Raw genomic sequence first — 20024 nt, 5'->3', positions numbered from 1 at the left:
TCATGGCTAATCTGCGTATTGCGCTGGTGGCGGGCGAAGCCTCCGGCGATATTCTGGGCGCGGGCCTGATGCGCGCACTCAAGGCACAGCATCCTGCGGTTGAATTCATCGGTGTCGGCGGTCCGCTGATGCAGGCTGAAGGCCTGACCTCTTATTTCCCGATGGAGCGTCTGGCGGTCATGGGCCTGGTCGAGGTGCTCGGTCGATTGCGCGAGCTGCTGGCCCGCCGCAAAAAACTGATCGCGACCCTGATAGCCGAAAAGCCGGATGTGTTCATCGGCATCGACGCCCCGGATTTCACCCTCAATATCGAACTCAAACTGCGTCAGGCCGGGATCAAGACCGTGCATTACGTCAGCCCGTCGGTTTGGGCGTGGCGTCAAAAGCGCGTGCTGAAGATTCGCGAAGGCTGCGACCTGATGCTCACGCTGTTCCCGTTCGAAGCAAAGTTCTATGAAGAGAAGGGCGTGCCGGTGCGGTTTGTCGGTCACTCGCTGGCCGATGCGATTCCCCTCGAGGCTGACCGCTCGGCTGCGCGCGCCGAACTGGGATTGCCTGAAGGCCCATTGGTTGCCCTGATGCCGGGCAGCCGAGGTGGTGAGGTCGGGCGTCTGGGTGCCTTGTTCCTCGATACCGCCGAGCGTCTGCGGGCCATGCGTCCCGGCGTGCGGTTCGTCATGCCGTGTGCCAGTCCCGAGCGCCGTGTACAGCTCGAAGAGTTGTTGGCCAGCCGCGATTTGCCGGTGACCTTGCTCGATGGTCGCTCCCATCAGGCACTGGCTGCTTGCGATGCGGTATTGATCGCTTCGGGGACCGCGACGCTGGAAGCCCTGTTGTACAAGCGGCCGATGGTTGTGGCCTACCGCCTGGCACCGCTGACGTTCTGGATCCTCAAGCGCATGGTGAAAAGCCCTTATATCTCTTTGCCGAATTTGCTGGCTCAGCGTCTGCTGGTGCCCGAATTGCTGCAAGACGATGCAACCCCCGAGGCCTTGGCGCTGACGCTGTCGCCGTTGATCGATGGCGGTGAAGAGCAAACCACCGGTTTTGACCAGATTCACCGGACCTTGCGTCGCGACGCCTCGAACCAGGCCGCCGAGGCTGTCCTCAATCTGATCGGCAAACCTCAATGAGTAACGTAAAGATGCAAATGGGCCTGGATTTTACCCTCGTCGCAGACGCCGAAGACCTGGTCGCCGGTGTCGATGAGGTGGGGCGCGGTCCGCTCTGCGGCGCGGTGGTGACGGCGGCGGTAATCCTCGATCCGAACCGGCCGATCCTCGGGCTCAATGACTCGAAGAAACTCACTGAAGCGCGCCGCGAAAAGCTCTACGACGAAATTTGCGAGAAAGCCCTGAGCTGGTGCATCGCCCGTGCCGAAGTCGAAGAAATCGATGAACTGAATATTCTGCACGCCACCATGCTGGCCATGCAGCGCGCCGTCGAAGGCCTGCACATCACGCCGAAACTGGCGATGATCGACGGCAACCGCTGTCCGAAACTGGCCATGCCGGCTGAAGCAGTGGTCAAAGGCGATAGCAAAGTCCCGGCTATTGCAGCAGCATCGATTCTGGCAAAAGTCAGCCGTGATCGCGAAATGGCGGCGTTTGAATTGATTTACCCGGGTTACGGCATCGGTGGCCACAAAGGCTACCCGACGCCCGTTCATCTGGAAGCCTTGGCCCGACTGGGGCCGACGCCGATTCATCGGCGCTCGTTTGCTCCGGTTCGACTGGCTTACGAGGCGCGTGAGGGTTTGATCGAGAGCTAGTTGCAAGGCTGATGTTTTTGCCAAGGCCCGGTACAATCCGGGCCTTGTTGTCTTCACGTTTTCAGACAGGATCACTATGCCGGCTTCATTCGTTCATCTACGCCTGCACACTGAATACTCCCTGGTCGACGGTCTGGTGCGGATCAAACCGCTGGTCAAGACCCTGGTCGGCATGAATATGCCTGCCGTGGCGGTCACCGACCAGAACAACATGTGTTCTCTGGTCAAGTTCTACAAAAACGCCATGGGCGCCGGGATCAAGCCGATCTGTGGCGCCGACCTGTGGCTGTCGAACAAGGACCCCGATAACCCGCTGAGCCGGATCAGCTTCCTGGCGATGAACGCCGTTGGCTACCGTAACCTCACCGAGTTGATTTCGCGTGGCTTCATCGACGGCCAGCGCAATGGTCAGATCATCATCGAGCGCGAATGGGTGGCCGAGGCCAGCGAAGGCTTGATCATGTTGTCGGCTGCGAAGGAGGGCGAGATTGGTATCGCCTTGCTCGGTGGCAATCCTGATGAAGCCGAGACTCTGGCCCGTGAGTGGATGGCAGTATTCCCGGATCGCTTCTATCTGGAAATCCAGCGCACCAATCGCCCCAACGACGAAGAACAGCTGCACGCTGCCGTGGCGCTGGCCGACAAGATCGGCGCGCCATTGGTGGCGACCAACGATGTACGCTTCATCAAGCGCGAAGACTTCGAAGCTCACGAAACCCGCGTGTGCATTGGTGAGGGCCGAGCGCTCGACGATCCGCGCCGCTCGAAAAACTACAGCGATCAGCAGTACCTGAAAAGCGCCGAGGAAATGGCCGAGTTGTTCAGCGACTTGCCTGAAGCGCTGGAAAACACCGTCGAGATCGCCAAACGCTGCAATATCGATGTGAAGCTCGGCAAGCACTTCCTGCCCAACTTCCCGATTCCCGATGGCATGACCATCGACGAGTATTTCCGCAAAGTCTCCTTTGATGGTCTGGAGGAGCGCTTGAGCGTTCTGCTGCCCAAGGACACCACTGAAGATTACGACGCCAAGCGTCAGGTCTACGTTGATCGGTTGAATTTCGAGCTGGATATCATCATCCAGATGGGGTTCCCCGGTTACTTCCTGATCGTTATGGACTTCATCCAGTGGGCCAAGAACAACGGCGTACCGGTAGGTCCAGGCCGTGGGTCGGGTGCCGGGTCGCTGGTGGCCTATGTGCAGAAGATCACCGACCTCGATCCGCTGGAATATGACCTGCTGTTCGAACGTTTCCTTAACCCGGAACGGGTTTCCATGCCCGACTTCGACGTCGACTTCTGCATGGACGGTCGCGACCGGGTGATCGACTACGTGGCCGAAAAATACGGTCGCAACGCGGTAAGCCAGATTATTACCTTCGGTTCCATGGCCGCCAAGGCTGTGGTCCGTGACGTGGCGCGGGTGCAGGGCAAGTCCTACGGTTTGGCGGATCGTCTGTCGAAGATGATCCCCTTCGAAGTCGGCATGACCCTTGAAAAAGCTTACGAGCAGGAAGAAATCCTCCGCGACTTCATCAAGGTCGATGAAGAGGCCGCAGAAATCTGGGAGATGGCCCGCAAGCTTGAGGGCGTTGTGCGTAACGTCGGCAAGCACGCCGGTGGTGTGGTTATCGCGCCGACCAAGCTGACCGACTTTTCGCCGATCTATTGCGACGAAGAAGGTGGCGGCCTGGTAACCCAGTTCGACAAGGACGACGTCGAGGCTGCCGGTCTGGTGAAGTTCGACTTCCTGGGTCTGCGCACCCTGACCATCATTGATTGGGCGCTGAAAACCATCAACCGTGACCGCGCCAAGGTCGATCTGCCGCCGCTGGATATCGCGTTCATCCCGCTGGATGACAAGCCGACGTACCAGTTGCTGCAAAAAGCTGAAACCACCGCGGTGTTCCAGCTCGAGTCGCGTGGCATGAAAGAGCTGATCAAAAAGCTCAAGCCCGACTGCCTGGAAGACTTGATCGCACTCGTGGCGTTGTTCCGTCCGGGCCCGCTGCAATCGGGCATGGTGGATGACTTCATCAACCGTAAGCACGGTCGCGCCGAACTGGCGTACCCGCACTCGGACTACCAGTACGAAGGCCTCAAGCCGGTATTGGCGCCGACCTACGGCATCATCCTGTATCAGGAACAGGTGATGCAGATTGCTCAGGTCATGGCCGGGTACACCCTCGGTGGTGCGGACATGCTGCGCCGGGCCATGGGTAAGAAAAAACCCGAAGAAATGGCCAAGCAGCGCGGCGGTTTCATCGAAGGTTGCGCGACCAACAATATCGATGCCGACCTTGCCGGTAACATCTTTGATCTGGTGGAGAAGTTCGCCGGTTACGGCTTCAACAAATCTCACTCCGCCGCCTACGGCCTGGTGTCGTACCAGACAGCCTGGCTGAAAGCCCACTACCCGGCGCCGTTCATGGCCGCGGTACTCTCGGCGGATATGCACAACACCGACAAGGTCGTGACCTTGATCGAAGAAGTGCGGACCATGAAGCTGCGCCTCGACGCGCCGGACGTGAACACCTCGGAGTTCAAGTTCACGGTGAACGACGAAGGCCGGATTATTTACGGTCTGGGCGCGATCAAGGGTGTTGGCGAAGGGCCGGTCGAAGCGATTACCGAGGCGCGGCAGGACGGGCCGTTCAAGGACCTTTTCGACTTCTGCGCCCGGGTCGACCTCAAGCGTATTAACAAGCGGACCCTCGACGGCTTGATCCGCAGTGGTGCCCTGGATCGTCTTGGCCCGTATTTCCACGATGAGCAGAAAGCCTATCAGGCCAATATCGACCGCAATCGAGCGGTCTTGCTGACGGCTATGGAAGAAGCGATCAAAGCTGCCGAACAAACCGCTCGTACCCATGACAGTGGTCATGCCGATCTGTTTGGAGGCCTGTTTGTCGAAGCAGACGCCGACGTCTACGCCAATCACCGCAAAGCCAAGGAGCTGACGCTCAAGGAGCGCCTGAAAGGGGAGAAAGACACCCTGGGGCTGTACCTGACCGGTCACCCGATTGACGAATACGAAGGTGAAATCCGCCGCTTTGCCCGTCAACGCATCATCGATTTGAAACCTGCCCGTGATACTCAGACGGTCGCGGGGATGATCATTGCCCTGCGGGTGATGAAGAACAAAAAGGGCGACAAGATGGGTTTCATCACCCTCGACGACCGCTCGGGACGGATCGAGGCATCGCTGTTTGCCGAGGCGTTCCATTCCGCGCAGTCGCTGTTGCAGACCGACGCGATGGTGGTGGTCGAAGGCGAAGTCAGTAATGACGACTTCTCCGGTGGCCTGCGCTTGCGGGTCAAGCGGGTGATGAGCATGGAAGACGCACGCACCAACCTGGCCGAAAGCCTGCGTTTGAAGGTCCAGACACAGGATTTGAAAGGTGATCAGTTGCGCTGGCTGGGCGAGTTGTTCAAGCGTCATCGTGGCGCGTGCCCGATTACCATGGAGTACACCAGCCCTGACGCCAAGGCCTTGTTGCAGTTCGGCGAGACCTGGCGGATCGATCCGGCGGATGCCTTGATTCAAGCCCTGCGTGACCAGTTCGGGCGAGACAACGTCTTCCTCCAATACCGTTGACGGTGAGGTGCCGTTCTTTGTCATTATTGAACGCGCCCTGACCTTGACCAGAATTTTTAATCTCGACCTGAACGCGCCTGTCCCTTAAGGTAGGGCGCGAATAGACAACCGGCCGGCCCAAGCTCTCTTGGACGTCGACCCAAGACGGACGCCTATGAACCCGAATTTTCTTGATTTCGAACAGCCGATCGCCGACCTGCAAGCCAAGATCGAAGAGTTGCGCTTGGTCGGTAATGACAATTCGCTGAATATCGGCGATGAAATCTCCCGCCTGCAAGACAAGAGCAGCACGCTCACCGAAGACATCTTCGGCAAGTTGACCAGCTGGCAGATCGCGCGTCTGGCGCGTCATCCGCGTCGCCCTTACACCCTGGACTACATCGAGCACATCTTCACCGAGTTCGATGAATTGCACGGTGACCGTCACTTCTCCGACGACGCCGCGATTGTCGGCGGTGTTGCTCGTCTGGATGACCAGCCGGTGATGATCATCGGTCACCAGAAAGGCCGTGAAGTGCGCGAGAAGGTTCGCCGCAACTTCGGCATGCCGCGCCCAGAGGGCTACCGCAAAGCCTGCCGTCTGATGGAAATGGCCGAGCGTTTCAAAATGCCGATCCTGACCTTTATCGACACTCCGGGTGCATACCCTGGCATCGACGCTGAAGAGCGCAACCAGAGCGAAGCGATTGCCTGGAACCTGCGCGTCATGGCCCGCCTGAAGACCCCAATCATCGCCACCGTGATCGGTGAGGGTGGTTCCGGTGGTGCACTGGCGATCGGCGTTTGCGATCAGCTGAACATGTTGCAGTACTCGACCTATGCGGTGATTTCGCCGGAAGGTTGTGCCTCGATTCTGTGGAAAACCGCCGAGAAAGCCCCGGATGCCGCTGAGGCCATGGGCATCACTGCCGAGCGCCTGAAAGGCCTGGGTATCGTTGATAAAGTGATCGGCGAGCCACTGGGCGGCGCGCACCGTGATCCGGCGGCTGCTGCTGCCTCGATCCGTGCCGAGCTGAGCTCGCAACTGGCGATGCTGAAGAAGTTCGACAACGACGCGCTGCTGGCCCGCCGTTACGAGCGTCTGATGAGCTACGGTCTCTGATCTGACGCTGCTTCGGCAAACGACGCAAAACCACTGTGGGAGCGAGCTTGCTCGCGAAGGCTGTGTAACATTCAATGAATTTATTGACTGTTATATCGCTATCGCGAGCAAGCTCGCTCCCACATTGGTTCTATGTGGAGGCGACAGACGCCTATGAACCCTTCAAAGATGAATCTGTCCGCCAGGCTTCTGCTGAATCTAGCGCCCTGGCGCACCGCGTCGACCTGGCGTGTCGCCTTTTCCGGTGGTCTCGACTCCACCGTTCTGCTGCACTTTCTCGCGCAACTCGCAAAAAAACATTCCCTGCCTGAACTCAAAGCGATTCACATCCATCACGGCCTTCAGGCTGCGGCTGATGCGTGGCCGGGGCATTGTCAGTCGGTGTGTGACGCGCTGGGTGTGCCATTGCAGGTTATTCGGGTTCAGGTCCTGCCTGGTGCGAGTCTTGAGCGCGCGGCTCGTGAGGCGCGGTATGGCGCCTTTGTCGAGGCCACCGAAACCAATGAGCTGCTACTGACGGCCCAGCACCGGGACGATCAGGCCGAAACCCTTTTGTTTCGTCTGCTGCGCGGGGCAGGGGTGAGAGGATTGTCGGCGATCCCGCCACAACGTCCGTTGGGTCGTGGTTTTTTGCTGCGTCCGTTGCTTGAGGTAGCGCGGGCTGAACTTGAGGCCTATGCCGCCGAGCATCAGTTGAGCTGGATCGAAGATCCGTCGAACGCGGACCAACAGTTTTCTCGCAATTACCTTCGCCAGCAGATTTTTCCTGCGCTGACTCAGCGTTGGCCGCAGGCCGTGGCCACCATCGCCCGCAGCGCCGCGCATTTGAGTGAGGCGCAGGGTTTGCTCGGAGACTTGGCCGAGATGGATCTGGCTCAAGCTGCAACCGTCAGCGAATTCGATTGGCTGGGCGTACCGTCTCTGGAAATGGCCGCGCTTGAAAAGCTCTCCGCCGCCCGCCAGCGCAATGCCCTCAGCCACTGGTTGGCACCATTGACGCGTTTGCCGGACAGTGACCACTGGTCGGGTTGGGCGGATTTGCGCGATGCAGCGATGGATGCACGGCCGATCTGGCGTCTGGCCGATGGTCAATTGCATCGTGCGAACGGGCGAATCTGGTGGCTGTCCGGCCACTGGTTGAGTCTCCCTGAGCCGGCTGCGCTTTGGCCTGATCCGTCGGCGGCACTGCGGTTGCCCGATAACGGCCAACTGACCCTCAGTGGGATCATTCCCGAAGGGGCGTTAAGCGTGCGCTACCGGCAGGGCGGTGAAGTCATGTATTTGCCCGAGCGAGGGCATCGGGATCTCAAGCGTTTGCTCAATGAAAGTGGCCTGCCGCTGTTCGCCCGTGGCAGATTGCCGCTGCTCTACTGCAATGAGCGATTGCTCGCGGTGGCAAACCTGCGCGGGCTCGACGGTAGCGCGGGGGGAAACTGCCTTTTGCTGTGGCAGCCAGCGATCAACGATCAAGGTTTGAGCTGAAAGGGGCTTTCCGGTAGACTACGCTCCCTTCTTGATACAACTTCTGTGGATTCAACTGAATTGCAGGAGTTGCCGATTACCAAGCAGTCTTTGCTGGGCGATTCCAAAAAATGTGTAGCGAGCAACGTACCGGTGATTCTTCTTCCGGTCTGTCCCAACGCGGCGGTTTTTTTGAAAGGTGCACTGTGATTAATGCAGGTGATCGGGGGCTTCGGCCTTCCTTCGCTTTCCCCGGCGGCTCGGACCGCTTTAACGCAGACTTCTAGGGTTTTTCATGACGCGCTACATATTCGTCACGGGCGGTGTTGTTTCTTCATTGGGGAAAGGCATTGCATCGGCTTCATTGGCGGCCATCCTGGAGGCGCGGGGACTTAAGGTCACCATGCTCAAGCTGGACCCGTACATCAACGTTGACCCGGGCACCATGAGCCCGTTCCAGCACGGTGAAGTGTTCGTCACTCACGACGGCGCCGAGACCGACCTGGACCTGGGCCACTACGAGCGGTTCATCCGCACGACCATGACCCAGAACAACAACTTCACCACTGGCCGTGTCTACGAGCACGTCCTGCGCAAAGAGCGCCGTGGTGATTATCTGGGTGCGACCATCCAGGTGATTCCGCACATTACCGATGAAATCAAGCGCCGCATCATCAAGGGCGCGGGCGATGCCGACGTGGCCATGGTCGAGATCGGTGGCACCGTAGGTGACATCGAATCCCAGCCGTTCCTCGAAGCCATCCGTCAATTGCGTTTCGAAGTCGGTGCCAAGCGCGCGATGCTGATGCACCTGACACTGGTGCCGTACATCGCCACTGCCGGCGAAACCAAAACCAAACCTACTCAGCACTCGGTCAAGGAACTGCGTTCCATCGGCCTGCAACCAGACGTGTTGGTGTGCCGTTCCGATCACCCGATCGACATCTCTTCGCGTCGCAAGATCGCCCAGTTCACCAACGTTGAAGAACGTGCGGTCATCGCGCTGGAAGACGCCGACACCATCTACAAGATTCCGGGCATTCTGCATTCCCAGGGCCTGGATGATTTCGTCGTCGAGCGTTTCGGTCTGCAATGTGGCGGTGCCGATCTGTCCGAGTGGGAAGCCGTGGTCGATGCCAAGCTCAACCCCGAGCACGAAGTCACCATCGCCATGGTCGGCAAGTACATGGAACTGCTGGACGCTTACAAGTCGTTGATCGAAGCGATGAGTCACGCCGGCATCAGCAACCGCACCAAGGTCAACCTGCGCTACATCGATTCCGAAGACATCGAAAACCAGGGCACCGCGCTGCTTGAAGGCGTGGATGCGATTCTGGTTCCTGGCGGCTTTGGTCTGCGTGGCGTGGAAGGCAAGATCACCGCCGTTCAATACGCTCGCGAAAACAAGGTTCCGTACCTGGGTATCTGCCTGGGCATGCAAGTCGCCGTGATCGAGTTCGCTCGTAACGTGCTGGGCTGGAAAGACGCCAACTCCACCGAGTTCGATCGCGCCAGCGGTCACCCGGTCGTGGGCCTGATCACCGAGTGGGAAGATGCCACCGGCGCTGTTGAAACCCGTACCGAATCGTCCGATCTGGGCGGCACCATGCGTCTGGGTGCTCAGGATTGCCTGCTTGAAACTGGCTCCCTGGTCCACGATTGCTACGCCAAGGACGTGATCGTCGAGCGTCATCGTCATCGCTACGAAGTGAACAACAAACTGCTGCCACAACTGATCGAAGCCGGTCTGAAAATCTCCGGTCGTTCCGGTGACGGCGCGCTGGTTGAAGTGGTTGAAGCTCCAGACCATCCTTGGTTCGTCGCTTGCCAGTTCCACCCGGAGTTCACCTCGACCCCGCGCGACGGTCACCCGTTGTTCAGCGGCTTCGTCAAAGCAGCTTTGGCTCAACACCAGAAGAAGGCTTGAACCTGATGGCTCAAAAGATCATCCGCGTAGGCAACATCGAAATCGCCAACGACAAACCGATGGTGCTGTTCGGTGGCATGAACGTGCTGGAAAGCCGTGACATGGCGATGCAGGTCTGTGAAGAGTACGTAAAGGTCACCGAGAAACTCGGTATCCCTTACGTGTTCAAGGCCAGCTTCGACAAGGCCAACCGCTCGTCGGTAACTTCCTATCGGGGCCCCGGCCTCGAGGAAGGCATGCGGATTTTCCAGGACATCAAGCAAGCCTTTGGCGTGCCGATCATCACCGATGTCCATGAGCCCGAGCAGGCTGCGGTGGTTGCTGAAGTCTGCGACATCATCCAGTTGCCGGCCTTCCTGTCGCGCCAGACCGATCTGGTTGTCGCGATGGCCAAGACCGGCGCGGTGATCAACATCAAGAAAGCCCAGTTCCTCGCCCCTCAGGAAATGAAACACATCCTGAGCAAATGCGAAGAGGCCGGTAACGATCAGTTGATCCTCTGCGAGCGTGGTTCGAGCTTCGGCTACAACAACCTGGTGGTGGACATGCTCGGCTTCGGCATCATGAAACAGTTCGAATACCCGGTGTTCTTCGACGTGACCCACGCGCTGCAAATGCCTGGTGGTCGCTCGGATTCTGCCGGCGGACGCCGCGCCCAGGTCACCGACCTGGCCAAGGCTGGCATGAGCCAGTCGTTGGCCGGCCTGTTCCTGGAAGCTCATCCGGATCCGGACAACGCCAAATGCGACGGCCCTTGTGCCTTGCGTCTGGACAAGCTTGAGCCATTCCTGGCTCAGCTCAAGGCCCTGGACGAGCTGGTGAAGAGTTTTCCGACGGTAGAAACCGCGTAATCCTCAATTCTCCGGTAAAGTACCGCACGATTTAATGCTCAGGCCCGCGCGCCTGAGCCTTATCGTCCGCAAGTCTGCCCGCTGCTTATCACTTGCCGACGGTAAAAGATTTCCTACAGCTGCGTCGTTTTCGTCAACTTTGGAGTGTTTACAACAATGGCAAAAATCGTCGACATCAAAGGTCGTGAAGTTCTCGACTCCCGTGGCAATCCCACCGTCGAAGCGGACGTGCTTCTCGATAACGGCATCATCGGCAGCGCCTGCGCGCCGTCCGGTGCTTCCACCGGTTCGCGCGAAGCGCTCGAGCTGCGTGATGGCGACAAGAGCCGTTACCTGGGCAAGGGTGTACTGAAAGCTGTGGCCAACATCAATGGCCCGATTCGCACCGCGTTGCTGGGTAAAGACCCGGTTGACCAGAAAGCCCTCGACCGCATCATGATCGAGCTGGACGGTACCGAGAACAAAGGCAGCCTGGGTGCCAACGCAATCCTCGCTGTGTCGCTGGCTGCTGCCAAAGCGGCTGCCCACGACCAGGACCTGCCGCTGTACGCACACATCGCCAACCTGAACGGTACTCCAGGTGTTTACTCGATGCCGGTTCCGATGATGAACATCATCAACGGTGGCGAGCACGCCGATAACAACGTCGACATCCAGGAATTCATGGTTCAGCCGGTTGGCGCCAAGACTTTCTCGGAAGGTCTGCGCATGGGCACCGAGATTTTCCATCACCTCAAAGCTGTGCTGAAGGCTCGTGGCCTGAGCACTGCAGTGGGCGACGAAGGTGGTTTTGCTCCGAACCTGGCATCCAACGAAGATGCGCTGAAAGTGATCTCCGAAGCGGTGGCCAACGCTGGCTACAAACTGGGCACCGACGTGACCCTGGCTCTGGACTGCGCGGCCAGCGAATTCTACGAAGACGGCAAGTACAACCTGTCCGGTGAAGGCCAGGTGTTCACCGCCGAAGGTTTTGCCGACTACCTCAAAGGTCTGACCGAGCGTTACCCGATCATCTCCATTGAAGATGGCCTGGACGAGTCCGACTGGGCTGGCTGGAAAATTCTCACCGACAAGATCGGCGAAAAAACCCAGCTGGTGGGCGACGACCTGTTCGTGACCAACACCAAGATCCTGAAAGAAGGCATCGACAAGAAGATCGCCAACTCGATCCTGATCAAGTTCAACCAGATCGGCACCCTGACCGAAACCCTGGAAGCGATCCAGATGGCCAAGGCTGCTGGTTACACTGCCGTGATCTCGCACCGCTCCGGCGAAACCGAAGATTCGACCATTGCCGACCTGGCGGTGGGCACCTCGGCTGGCCAGATCAAAACCGGTTCGCTGTGCCGTTCCGACCGCGTTTCCAAGTACAACCAACTGCTGCGTATCGAAGAGCAATTGGGTGGCAAAGCCAAGTACAACGGTCGCAGCGAGTTCCGCGGCTGATTGGTAAATGCTAAAAAGACACCGGATTGTGTCGAAAAAATCGCAGCAGCGGGATTTTTGCCACTAATCTGATGCCTTATAAGTACGAGCCTGGTTCTTCCAGGCTTCGTGCTATCAGAAGCTTCAAAGTTGGCATGGCTGTCTTTTTTCACTGGATACCTGATATTCGATGCGCAGTCCTTACTGGTTGTTTCTTGTCTTGCTCTTGCTGCTGGCTGGCCTGCAATACCGCCTGTGGGTGGGTAATGGAAGCCTGGCGCAAGTGGCCGAGCTGACTCAGCAGATTGCCGATCAGCACGCTGAGAACGAATCGTTGCTGGAGCGCAACCGGGTCATGGACGCCGAAGTCAGTGAGTTGAAAAAAGGCATGGAGACCGTTGAAGAGCGGGCTCGCCATGAGTTGGGCATGGTCAAGGATGGTGAAACCCTTTACCAGTTGGCTCAATGATGCATACGTTACCGGCCTTCTGGGCCGTGATTCCTGCCGCGGGCGTTGGTGCCCGTATGGCTGCGGACCGTCCCAAGCAATATCTGCAATTGGGCGGGCGCACTATTCTCGAACACAGCCTTGGCTGTTTCCTTGATCATCCTGCCTTGAAAGGCCTGGTGGTCAGTCTTGCGGTTGATGACCCTTATTGGCCGACTCTGGCCTGTGCTACCGATCCGCGTATTCAGCGGGTGGATGGCGGCGATGAGCGCTCGGGTTCGGTGCTTAACGCGTTGTTGCATTTGCACGCTCAAGGCGCTGCCGATGAAGACTGGGTGTTGGTTCACGACGCCGCGCGGCCGAACCTGACTCGCGATGATCTCGACAAGTTGCTGTCGGAGCTGGCTGACGATCCTGTTGGCGGGTTACTCGCAGTGCCTGCGCGTGACACGCTCAAACGCGCAGACAAGCACGGTCGGGTTCTTGAAACGGTTGATCGCAGTTTGATCTGGCAAGCGTATACGCCGCAGATGTTTCGTCTTGGTGCTTTGCATCGGGCGTTGGCGGACAGTCTGGTGGCTGATGTGACTGTTACCGATGAGGCCTCTGCGATGGAGTGGGCGGGTCAGGCGCCGCGCTTGATCGAGGGGCGTGCGGATAATCTCAAGGTTACTCGGCCTGAAGACCTTGAGTGGTTACGCCTGCGTTGGGCGAATCGCCGCTGATACCTCTAACTGTGGGAGCGGGCTTGCTCGCGAAGGCGGCCTGACAGCCGGCCCATCTTTCACAGACGTACCCAGTTCAACTGTGGGAGCGAGCTTGCTCGCGATGGCGGCCTGACAGCCGACCAATCTTTCACAGACGTACCCAGTTCAACTGTGGGAGCGAGCCTGCTCGCGATGGCGGCCTGACAGCCAACCAATCTCTTGCAGGTGTACATATCCATTCCTGCGGTAACGGCCGCTTACGGTTCCGCTCTTACAGCGTGTCACTTTTGCAGACGCCCAAAAGTAACCAAAAGGCTTCGCCCCAAGCGTCCGGCACCTCGCTTAGGCTCGGCGTTCCCTCGCTCCGGCATTCATCAGGGGGCATCGCCTACGGTCTGCTTCGCGACGACCTCCTCTCGATGTGTCCGGCTGCGCCGTACGGCGCTGCGCGCCAACCCCCTGATGAACACCTCCACTCGGCCTTCCGAAGGGGCGGGTGGATCAAGATCAACAGCGGCAGGCGAGCTAACGCTCGGCCTGTTGAGTGGTGAAGGAGCGCCGCCGGTGATGATCTTCGTAGGAGCTGCCGCAGGCTGCGATCTTTTGATCTTTTGATCTTTTGATCAGAGTTGGTATTCCGGCCTTTTTGCCAACCCTTCCTTCAGATAGTCCACCAGCTTACGCACCTTCGGCGACAGATGCCGTTGCTGCGGATACAACGCCCAGACGGCGGTGTTCGGTGGTTGATGAGCATCCAGCAACGACACCAGCGTGCCGTTATTCAGATGCTCCAGCACGTAATAGTCCGGCAACTGACACAACCCGACGCCTTGTAGCGCCGCGTCCAATACCGCTTGCCCGCTGTTACAGCGCCAATTGCCCTGCACCCGCTGGGAAAACTCTCTGCCGTCCTGCTCCAGTTGCCAGATGTCCGAGCTGCCGATCAGGCAGTTGTGCCGACTCAGCTCGGACAAACTGTGCGGTCGGCCATACCGCTCCAGATAGGACGGCGAGGCGCACAAGTACATCCGCCGTGGTGCCAGGCGCGTGGCGACCAGTCGTGAGTCTTGCAGGCGGCCGAGCCGGATCGCCAGGTCCAGGCCCTCGTGCACCAGATCGAGTGGACGGTTGCTCAACTCGATATCGACACGCAATTGTGGATACAGCCCCATGAAGCTGGTCACCAGCGGCACGATGAAGCGCTCGCCGTACGCCACTGCACAGGTCATGCGCAGCATGCCTTTGGGTTCGCTGGTCAGGTCGCCGACGGCGCGCAAGGCTTCTTCGCGTCCGTCTTGCAAGCGTTGGCAGTGTTGCAGGAACGTTTGCCCGGCTTCGGTCAGCGTCACCCGGCGGGTGCTGCGGTAGAGCAGACGGGTTTGCAGGCGCTCTTCAAGACGTACGATTTGTCGACTGATGTGCGAAGACGAAACCCCAAGGCGTTCGGCGGCAGCCGTGAACTGGTTGTATTCGGCGACGGCGACGAACTCATCGATGCCTTCCCAGCGGTTTTCGGACATGAGGATTATCCCTGTGCAGCAATAATGTTTTGCTTTTGGCTGGATTATTAATCGTCTGGCGGTGTTTTACACTCCCGGTCTCGTTTTTATTCGCTGGAGAGTCAGGATGATCAAGTCGCGCGCCGCCGTTGCCTTCGAGGCCAAGAAACCCCTTGAGATCGTTGAAGTCGATGTCGCCATGCCCAAGGCGGGTGAAGTCCTGTTGCGTGTGGTTGCGTCCGGCGTTTGCCATACCGACGCCTACACCCTGTCGGGCGCTGACCCGGAAGGCATCTTCCCGTCGATCCTCGGCCACGAAGGTGGCGCGATTGTCGAAGCCATTGGCGAAGGTGTGACTTCGGTCGCGGTCGGCGATCACGTGATTCCGCTGTACACCCCGGAATGCGGGCAGTGCAAGTTCTGCAAGTCGGGCAAGACCAACCTCTGCCAGGCCATCCGTGCGACCCAGGGCAAAGGTTTGATGCCAGACGGCACCACGCGCTTCTCCTACAAAGGTCAGCCGATTTTCCACTACATGGGTACGTCGACCTTCTCCGAATACACCGTGTTGCCGGAAATCTCTGTAGCGAAGATCCCTAAAGAAGCGCCGCTGGAAAAAGTCTGCCTGCTGGGTTGCGGTGTCACCACCGGGATCGGCGCGGTCATCAACACCGCCAAGGTCAAACCGGGCGACACCGTGGCCATCTTCGGTCTGGGCGGCATTGGTTTGTCAGCGGTCATCGGCGCGGTCAAAGCCAAAGCCGGGAGAATCATTGCCATCGACATCAATCCGGCCAAGTTCGAAATCGCCAGGCAGCTGGGCGCCACCGATTGTGTGAACCCGAAAGATTTCGATCGTCCGATTCAGGACGTGATCGTCGATATGACTGACGGCGGCGTCGACTTTTCCTTCGAGTGCATCGGCAATGTGCAACTGATGCGTGCGGCGCTGGAGTGCTGCCACAAGGGTTGGGGGGAGTCGGTGATCATCGGGGTTGCCGGTGCTGGCCAGGAAATCTCTACCCGTCCGTTCCAGCTGGTGACCGGTCGCGTCTGGCGCGGTTCGGCATTCGGTGGCGTGCGTGGTCGTACCGAGTTGCCAAGCTACGTGGAAATGGCCCAGACCGGCGAAATCCCGTTGGACACTTTCATCACCCACACCATGGGCCTGGAAGACATCAACAAGGCGTTCGACCTGATGCATGAAGGCAAAAGCATCCGCTCCGTCATCCATTTCTGAGGTCGGTCATGAGTCTGGAAAATCTCTCATGCCAGAAGAGCTTTGGTGGCTGGCATAAACGCTACAAACATCATTCGCACGTGCTGGGTTGTGACATGGTGTTTGCCGTGTACTTGCCGCCGCAAGCGGAGCAGGGCGGCAAACTGCCGGTGTTGTACTGGTTGTCGGGATTGACCTGCACCGACGAGAACTTCATGCACAAGGCCGGCGCGATGCGTATGGCGGCCGAGCTGGGGTTGATCATCGTCGCGCCAGACACCAGCCCTCGGGGCGCCGATGTTCCGGGCGACCCGGATGGCGCGTGGGATTTCGGCCTCGGTGCCGGGTTCTATCTGAACGCTACGCAGGAGCCCTGGGCCAAGCACTATCGGATGCATGACTACGTGGTGCAGGAATTACCGGCGTTGGTCGAAGCGCATTTTCCGGCGTCGGACAAACGCGGTGTCAGCGGCCATTCCATGGGTGGTCACGGCGCGCTGGTCTGTGCCTTGCGCAACCCTGGGCGGTATCAGTCGGTTTCGGCTTTCGCTCCTATCAACAATCCAATGGATTGTCCGTGGGGCCAGAAAGCGTTTTCGCGCTATTTGGGCGAAGAGCGTTCGAAATGGCGCGAATGGGATACCTGTGTGCTGATCAGCGAGGCCAGCGAAAAGCTGCCGTTGCTGGTGGATCAAGGTGATCGGGATGACTTCCTCGCCACTCAGCTCAAACCCGAGGCGCTGCAACAGGCGGCGAAACTGGCCGGCCATCCGCTGACGTTGCGTCTGCAACCCGGCTACGACCACAGCTATTTCTTTATCGCCAGCTTCATTGATGATCACTTGCGACATCACGCACACGCTCTAGGCGCCTAATGTTCGCCAAAGCAGGTAGAATCACGCCCTGACTAAATCGGGGCGTTTTTTTATGCGTATTGGCCACGGCTATGATGTGCACCGTTTTGCTGAAGGCGATTTCATCACTCTGGGCGGCGTGCGGATTGCACACAGCTTCGGGCTGCTCGCCCACTCCGACGGCGACGTCTTGCTGCACTCGTTGAGCGATGCTCTGCTCGGTGCGGCGGCGCTGGGTGATATCGGTAAACACTTTCCGGACACCGACCCGCAATTCAAAGGCGCTGACAGCCGTGTACTGTTGCGTCACGTTGTCGCATTGATCCACGCCAAGGGCTGGAAGGTTGGCAACGTCGATAACACCATCATTGCCCAGGCGCCGAAAATGGCCCCGCATATCGAATCGATGCGCGCGCTGATTGCCGCGGATCTTCAAGTTGAGTTGGATCAAGTGAACGTGAAAGCTACCACCACCGAAAAGCTCGGCTTTGTCGGTCGCGAAGAAGGCATTGCCGTGCATTCCGTTGCCTTGTTGCTGCGCGCATGAATGAACTGCAACTGCTCGGCCCGCGTGCCTACGGTGAAGCCCTCGGTACCGCGGTACTGAAAGCCATCGCGGAAGATTTTCAGGTCGATGAAGTTCTCGACATTCCGTTGACCGGCGAAGGCGAACACCTGTGGATCTGGGTGGAAAAACGCGGTCTGAACACTGAAGAGGCGGCCCGGCGGATTGCCAAGGCTGCCGGCGTGCCGTTGCGCACCGTCAGTTATGCCGGTTTGAAAGATCGCCAGGCTCTGACCCGCCAGTGGTTCAGCGTGCAATTGCCCGGCAAGGCCGATCCTGACTTGTCCGCTGCAGAAAACGACACGCTGAAAATCCTCAAGACTGCACGGCACAAACGCAAGTTGCAGCGCGGCGCGCATTCGGCCAACGGTTTTACCTTGCGCCTGACTCAGTTCACCGGTGACAAGGACGCGATTGACGCGCGTCTGCAACTGATCGCCAAACAAGGCATTCCCAACTATTTCGGTGCCCAGCGTTTTGGCCATAACGGCGGCAACGTGGTAGATGCCCGTGACTGGGCGGCACGCAAAGCCTTGCCAGAGCAGCGCAACGTGCGTTCGCGTTTACTTTCCACCGCCCGCAGCTTTTTGTTCAATCAGGTGCTGGCGGCGCGAGTCGCCGATGGCAGTTGGCAGCGCGCCCAGGTGGGCGACTTGCTGGCATTCACCGACAGCCGCAGTTTCTTCCCGGCAGGTGAAGCCGAATGCAGCGATCCGCGTCTGGCGATCCTCGACCTGCACCCGACCGGGCCGCAGTGGGGCGAGGGCGAGTCACCGGCTACCGGTGCGACTCATGAACTTGAGCAACAGGTCGCGGCACGTGAAGCGGATCTGCGCGATTGGTTGATAAACGCTGGAATGAGCCATGAACGTCGCATCCTGCGGCTGCCCATTGGCGGGTTGACGTGGCATTATCCCGTGCCTGACATTCTGCAACTGGAATTCGTCCTTCCGGCCGGATGCTTCGCCACCGTATTGGTGCGTGAGCTCGTTGATCTGGTGCCGGTGGGGCAGACGGACAGCCCATGCGTATTCTGATTTCTAACGACGATGGGGTAACAGCACCCGGTCTCGCCGCGCTTCATGCTGCGCTGGCGGATTACACCGAGTGCGTGGTTATCGCCCCTGACCAGGACAAAAGCGGCGCCAGCAGTTCGCTGACGCTCGACCGTCCGTTGCACCCGCAAACTTTGGCCAATGGCTTTATCAGCCTTAATGGTACGCCGACCGATTGCGTGCACCTGGGCCTCAATGGTCTGCTGGAGCTCGAGCCGGATATGGTGGTTTCCGGGATTAACCTGGGGGCCAACCTGGGCGACGATGTGCTGTATTCCGGCACGGTCGCGGCGGCGCTCGAAGGGCGTTTCCTCACGCTGCCATCGTTTGCCTTTTCGCTGGTATCGCGGCAAGTCGAAAACTTGCCGACGGCGGCCTACTTTGCGCGCAAACTGGTAGAGGCTCATGCCGAGCTTGATTTGCCACCGCGCACGGTGCTGAACGTGAACATTCCCAATCTGCCTCTGGATCATATTCGAGGTATTCAACTGACCCGCCTGGGCCACCGTGCCCGTGCAGCGGCGCCGATGAAAGTCGTCGACCCGCGTGGCAAGTCCGGCTACTGGATTGCTGCGGCCGGCGATGCGGAGGATGGCGGACCGGGCACGGATTTCCACGCGGTGATGCAGGGCTATGTTTCGATCACGCCGTTGCAACTCGATCGCACCTTCAATGATGCCTTTGGAAGTCTCGATGGCTGGCTGGAGGGATTGCGCTGATGGCTCGTGAGCAAGACGATATTCTGCGTCGTGGTATCGGGATGACTTCCCAGCGCACGCGCGAACGGCTGATCCAGCGCCTGTATGAGGAAGGTCTGTCTAACGCCAAGGTGCTGGAGGTGATCCGTAGTACGCCGCGTCATCTGTTTGTCGATGAAGCCCTGGCGCACCGTGCGTACGAAGACACGGCATTACCGATTGGCCATAACCAGACCATTTCCCAGCCTTATATGGTGGCTCGCATGAGCGAGTTGCTGCTGGAGGCCGGTCCTCTGGATAAAGTGCTGGAAATCGGCACCGGATCCGGTTACCAAACTGCAATATTGTCGCAATTGGTCGAGCGGGTGTTTTCCGTCGAGCGTATCAAGGTCTTGCAGGATCGGGCCAAGGAGCGCCTGGTCGAGTTGAACCTGCGCAACGTGGTGTTTCGCTGGGGCGATGGCTGGGAAGGCTGGCCGGCGCTGGCGCCGTACAACGGCATTATCGTCACCGCGGCAGCCACCGATGTGCCTCAGGCGTTGCTTGATCAGCTGGCGCCCGGTGGGCGGCTGGTGATTCCGGTTGGTTCAGGGGAGGTTCAGCAACTGATGTTGATCATCCGTGAAGAACAGGGTTTTTCCAGGCGCGTTTTGGGGGGAGTTCGCTTCGTGCCATTGCTCCATGGACCACTGGCTTAAGCATTTATTCAAAGACGCTGAATTCTGTTCATTTACCTTGGTCTTACAGCGGCATTACCTGGTTAAACACGATTGAACGGCGATCGGCAAACGTGTGCGCGTATCGATTTCGCTTAGTCGACGGTAAAGCCCGAATGGCCAGTTAT

Annotated in this window: 17 protein-coding genes; 16 read left to right on the top strand and 1 reads right to left on the bottom strand. The window is 58.8% G+C overall.

Features of this window, described 5'->3' with window-relative positions:
- The first annotated feature begins 2 nt into the window (after positions 1–2).
- From lpxB to ispD, 10 genes are all read left to right on the top strand, one after another.
- Positions 3–1133 (top strand): lipid-A-disaccharide synthase, encoded by a 1131-nt coding sequence (gene lpxB / locus AC1RKH_RS12735; protein WP_493062304.1) that lies wholly within the window; start codon positions 3–5, stop codon positions 1131–1133.
- An 11-nt stretch (positions 1134–1144) separates the two neighbouring features.
- Entirely contained in the window at positions 1145–1771 is a 627-nt protein-coding gene (gene rnhB / locus AC1RKH_RS12730; RefSeq protein ID WP_256676787.1) for a ribonuclease HII, read from the top strand.
- Positions 1772–1847: 76 nt separating this feature from the next.
- Entirely contained in the window at positions 1848–5369 is a 3522-nt protein-coding gene (gene dnaE, locus AC1RKH_RS12725; protein ID WP_493062303.1) for a DNA polymerase III subunit alpha, read from the top strand.
- A gap of 154 nt (positions 5370–5523) precedes the next feature.
- A complete protein-coding gene (locus tag AC1RKH_RS12720; RefSeq protein WP_123428486.1) occupies positions 5524–6471 on the top strand; it encodes an acetyl-CoA carboxylase carboxyltransferase subunit alpha in 948 nt (315 codons plus the stop codon).
- A gap of 153 nt (positions 6472–6624) precedes the next feature.
- Positions 6625–7953 carry a tRNA lysidine(34) synthetase TilS gene (gene tilS, locus AC1RKH_RS12715; protein WP_493062302.1) on the top strand — a complete coding sequence of 443 codons (1329 nt, stop codon included), beginning with the start codon at positions 6625–6627 and terminating at the stop codon, positions 7951–7953.
- Positions 7954–8227: 274 nt separating this feature from the next.
- Positions 8228–9859: a CTP synthase gene (gene pyrG, locus AC1RKH_RS12710; protein WP_493062301.1), complete on the top strand. Its 1632-nt coding sequence runs from the start codon at positions 8228–8230 to the stop codon at positions 9857–9859.
- Positions 9860–9864: 5 nt separating this feature from the next.
- Positions 9865–10710, top strand: a complete 846-nt coding sequence (kdsA, locus tag AC1RKH_RS12705; RefSeq protein ID WP_123428480.1) for a 3-deoxy-8-phosphooctulonate synthase — start codon at positions 9865–9867, stop codon at positions 10708–10710.
- A 156-nt stretch (positions 10711–10866) separates the two neighbouring features.
- The gene (gene eno, locus AC1RKH_RS12700) at positions 10867–12156 is read left to right on the top strand and encodes a phosphopyruvate hydratase (protein ID WP_123428478.1); all 1290 of its coding nucleotides are present in this window, start codon (positions 10867–10869) and stop codon (positions 12154–12156) included.
- A gap of 169 nt (positions 12157–12325) precedes the next feature.
- Positions 12326–12604 carry a cell division protein FtsB gene (gene ftsB, locus AC1RKH_RS12695; protein WP_019692104.1) on the top strand — a complete coding sequence of 93 codons (279 nt, stop codon included), beginning with the start codon at positions 12326–12328 and terminating at the stop codon, positions 12602–12604.
- A complete protein-coding gene (ispD, locus tag AC1RKH_RS12690; protein ID WP_493062300.1) occupies positions 12601–13308 on the top strand; it encodes a 2-C-methyl-D-erythritol 4-phosphate cytidylyltransferase in 708 nt (235 codons plus the stop codon). The genes ftsB and ispD overlap by 4 nt, the downstream gene beginning before the upstream one ends.
- A gap of 605 nt (positions 13309–13913) precedes the next feature.
- On the opposite strand, the gene AC1RKH_RS12685 is transcribed toward ispD, so the two are convergent.
- Positions 13914–14810 (bottom strand): LysR substrate-binding domain-containing protein, encoded by an 897-nt coding sequence (locus AC1RKH_RS12685; RefSeq protein WP_493062299.1) that lies wholly within the window; start codon positions 14808–14810, stop codon positions 13914–13916.
- Positions 14811–14916: 106 nt separating this feature from the next.
- On the opposite strand from AC1RKH_RS12685, the gene AC1RKH_RS12680 reads away from it, so the two are divergent.
- From AC1RKH_RS12680 to AC1RKH_RS12655, 6 genes are read left to right on the top strand one after another with little or no spacing between them, the layout of a single operon-like run.
- Positions 14917–16029: an S-(hydroxymethyl)glutathione dehydrogenase/class III alcohol dehydrogenase gene (locus AC1RKH_RS12680; RefSeq protein WP_216741030.1), complete on the top strand. Its 1113-nt coding sequence runs from the start codon at positions 14917–14919 to the stop codon at positions 16027–16029.
- An 8-nt stretch (positions 16030–16037) separates the two neighbouring features.
- The gene (fghA, locus tag AC1RKH_RS12675; RefSeq protein ID WP_493062298.1) at positions 16038–16883 is read left to right on the top strand and encodes an S-formylglutathione hydrolase; all 846 of its coding nucleotides are present in this window, start codon (positions 16038–16040) and stop codon (positions 16881–16883) included.
- 52 nt (positions 16884–16935) lie between these two features.
- Positions 16936–17409, top strand: coding sequence for a 2-C-methyl-D-erythritol 2,4-cyclodiphosphate synthase (gene ispF, locus AC1RKH_RS12670; protein ID WP_123428468.1), 474 nt, complete (start codon positions 16936–16938; stop codon positions 17407–17409).
- Positions 17406–18464, top strand: coding sequence for a tRNA pseudouridine(13) synthase TruD (gene truD, locus AC1RKH_RS12665; protein ID WP_493062297.1), 1059 nt, complete (start codon positions 17406–17408; stop codon positions 18462–18464). The genes ispF and truD overlap by 4 nt, the downstream gene beginning before the upstream one ends.
- Positions 18452–19201: a 5'/3'-nucleotidase SurE gene (gene surE, locus AC1RKH_RS12660; protein WP_493062296.1), complete on the top strand. Its 750-nt coding sequence runs from the start codon at positions 18452–18454 to the stop codon at positions 19199–19201. Before truD ends, surE begins: the two co-directional genes overlap by 13 nt.
- Positions 19202–19242: 41 nt before the next feature.
- Positions 19243–19878, top strand: coding sequence for a protein-L-isoaspartate(D-aspartate) O-methyltransferase (locus AC1RKH_RS12655; protein ID WP_185015482.1), 636 nt, complete (start codon positions 19243–19245; stop codon positions 19876–19878).
- The last annotated feature ends 146 nt before the right edge of the window (positions 19879–20024 follow it).

The sequence above is a fragment of the Pseudomonas sp. GW822-FHT06B12 genome (genome assembly GCF_058799675.1).
This window is presented reverse-complemented; position numbering and strand designations above follow the sequence as displayed.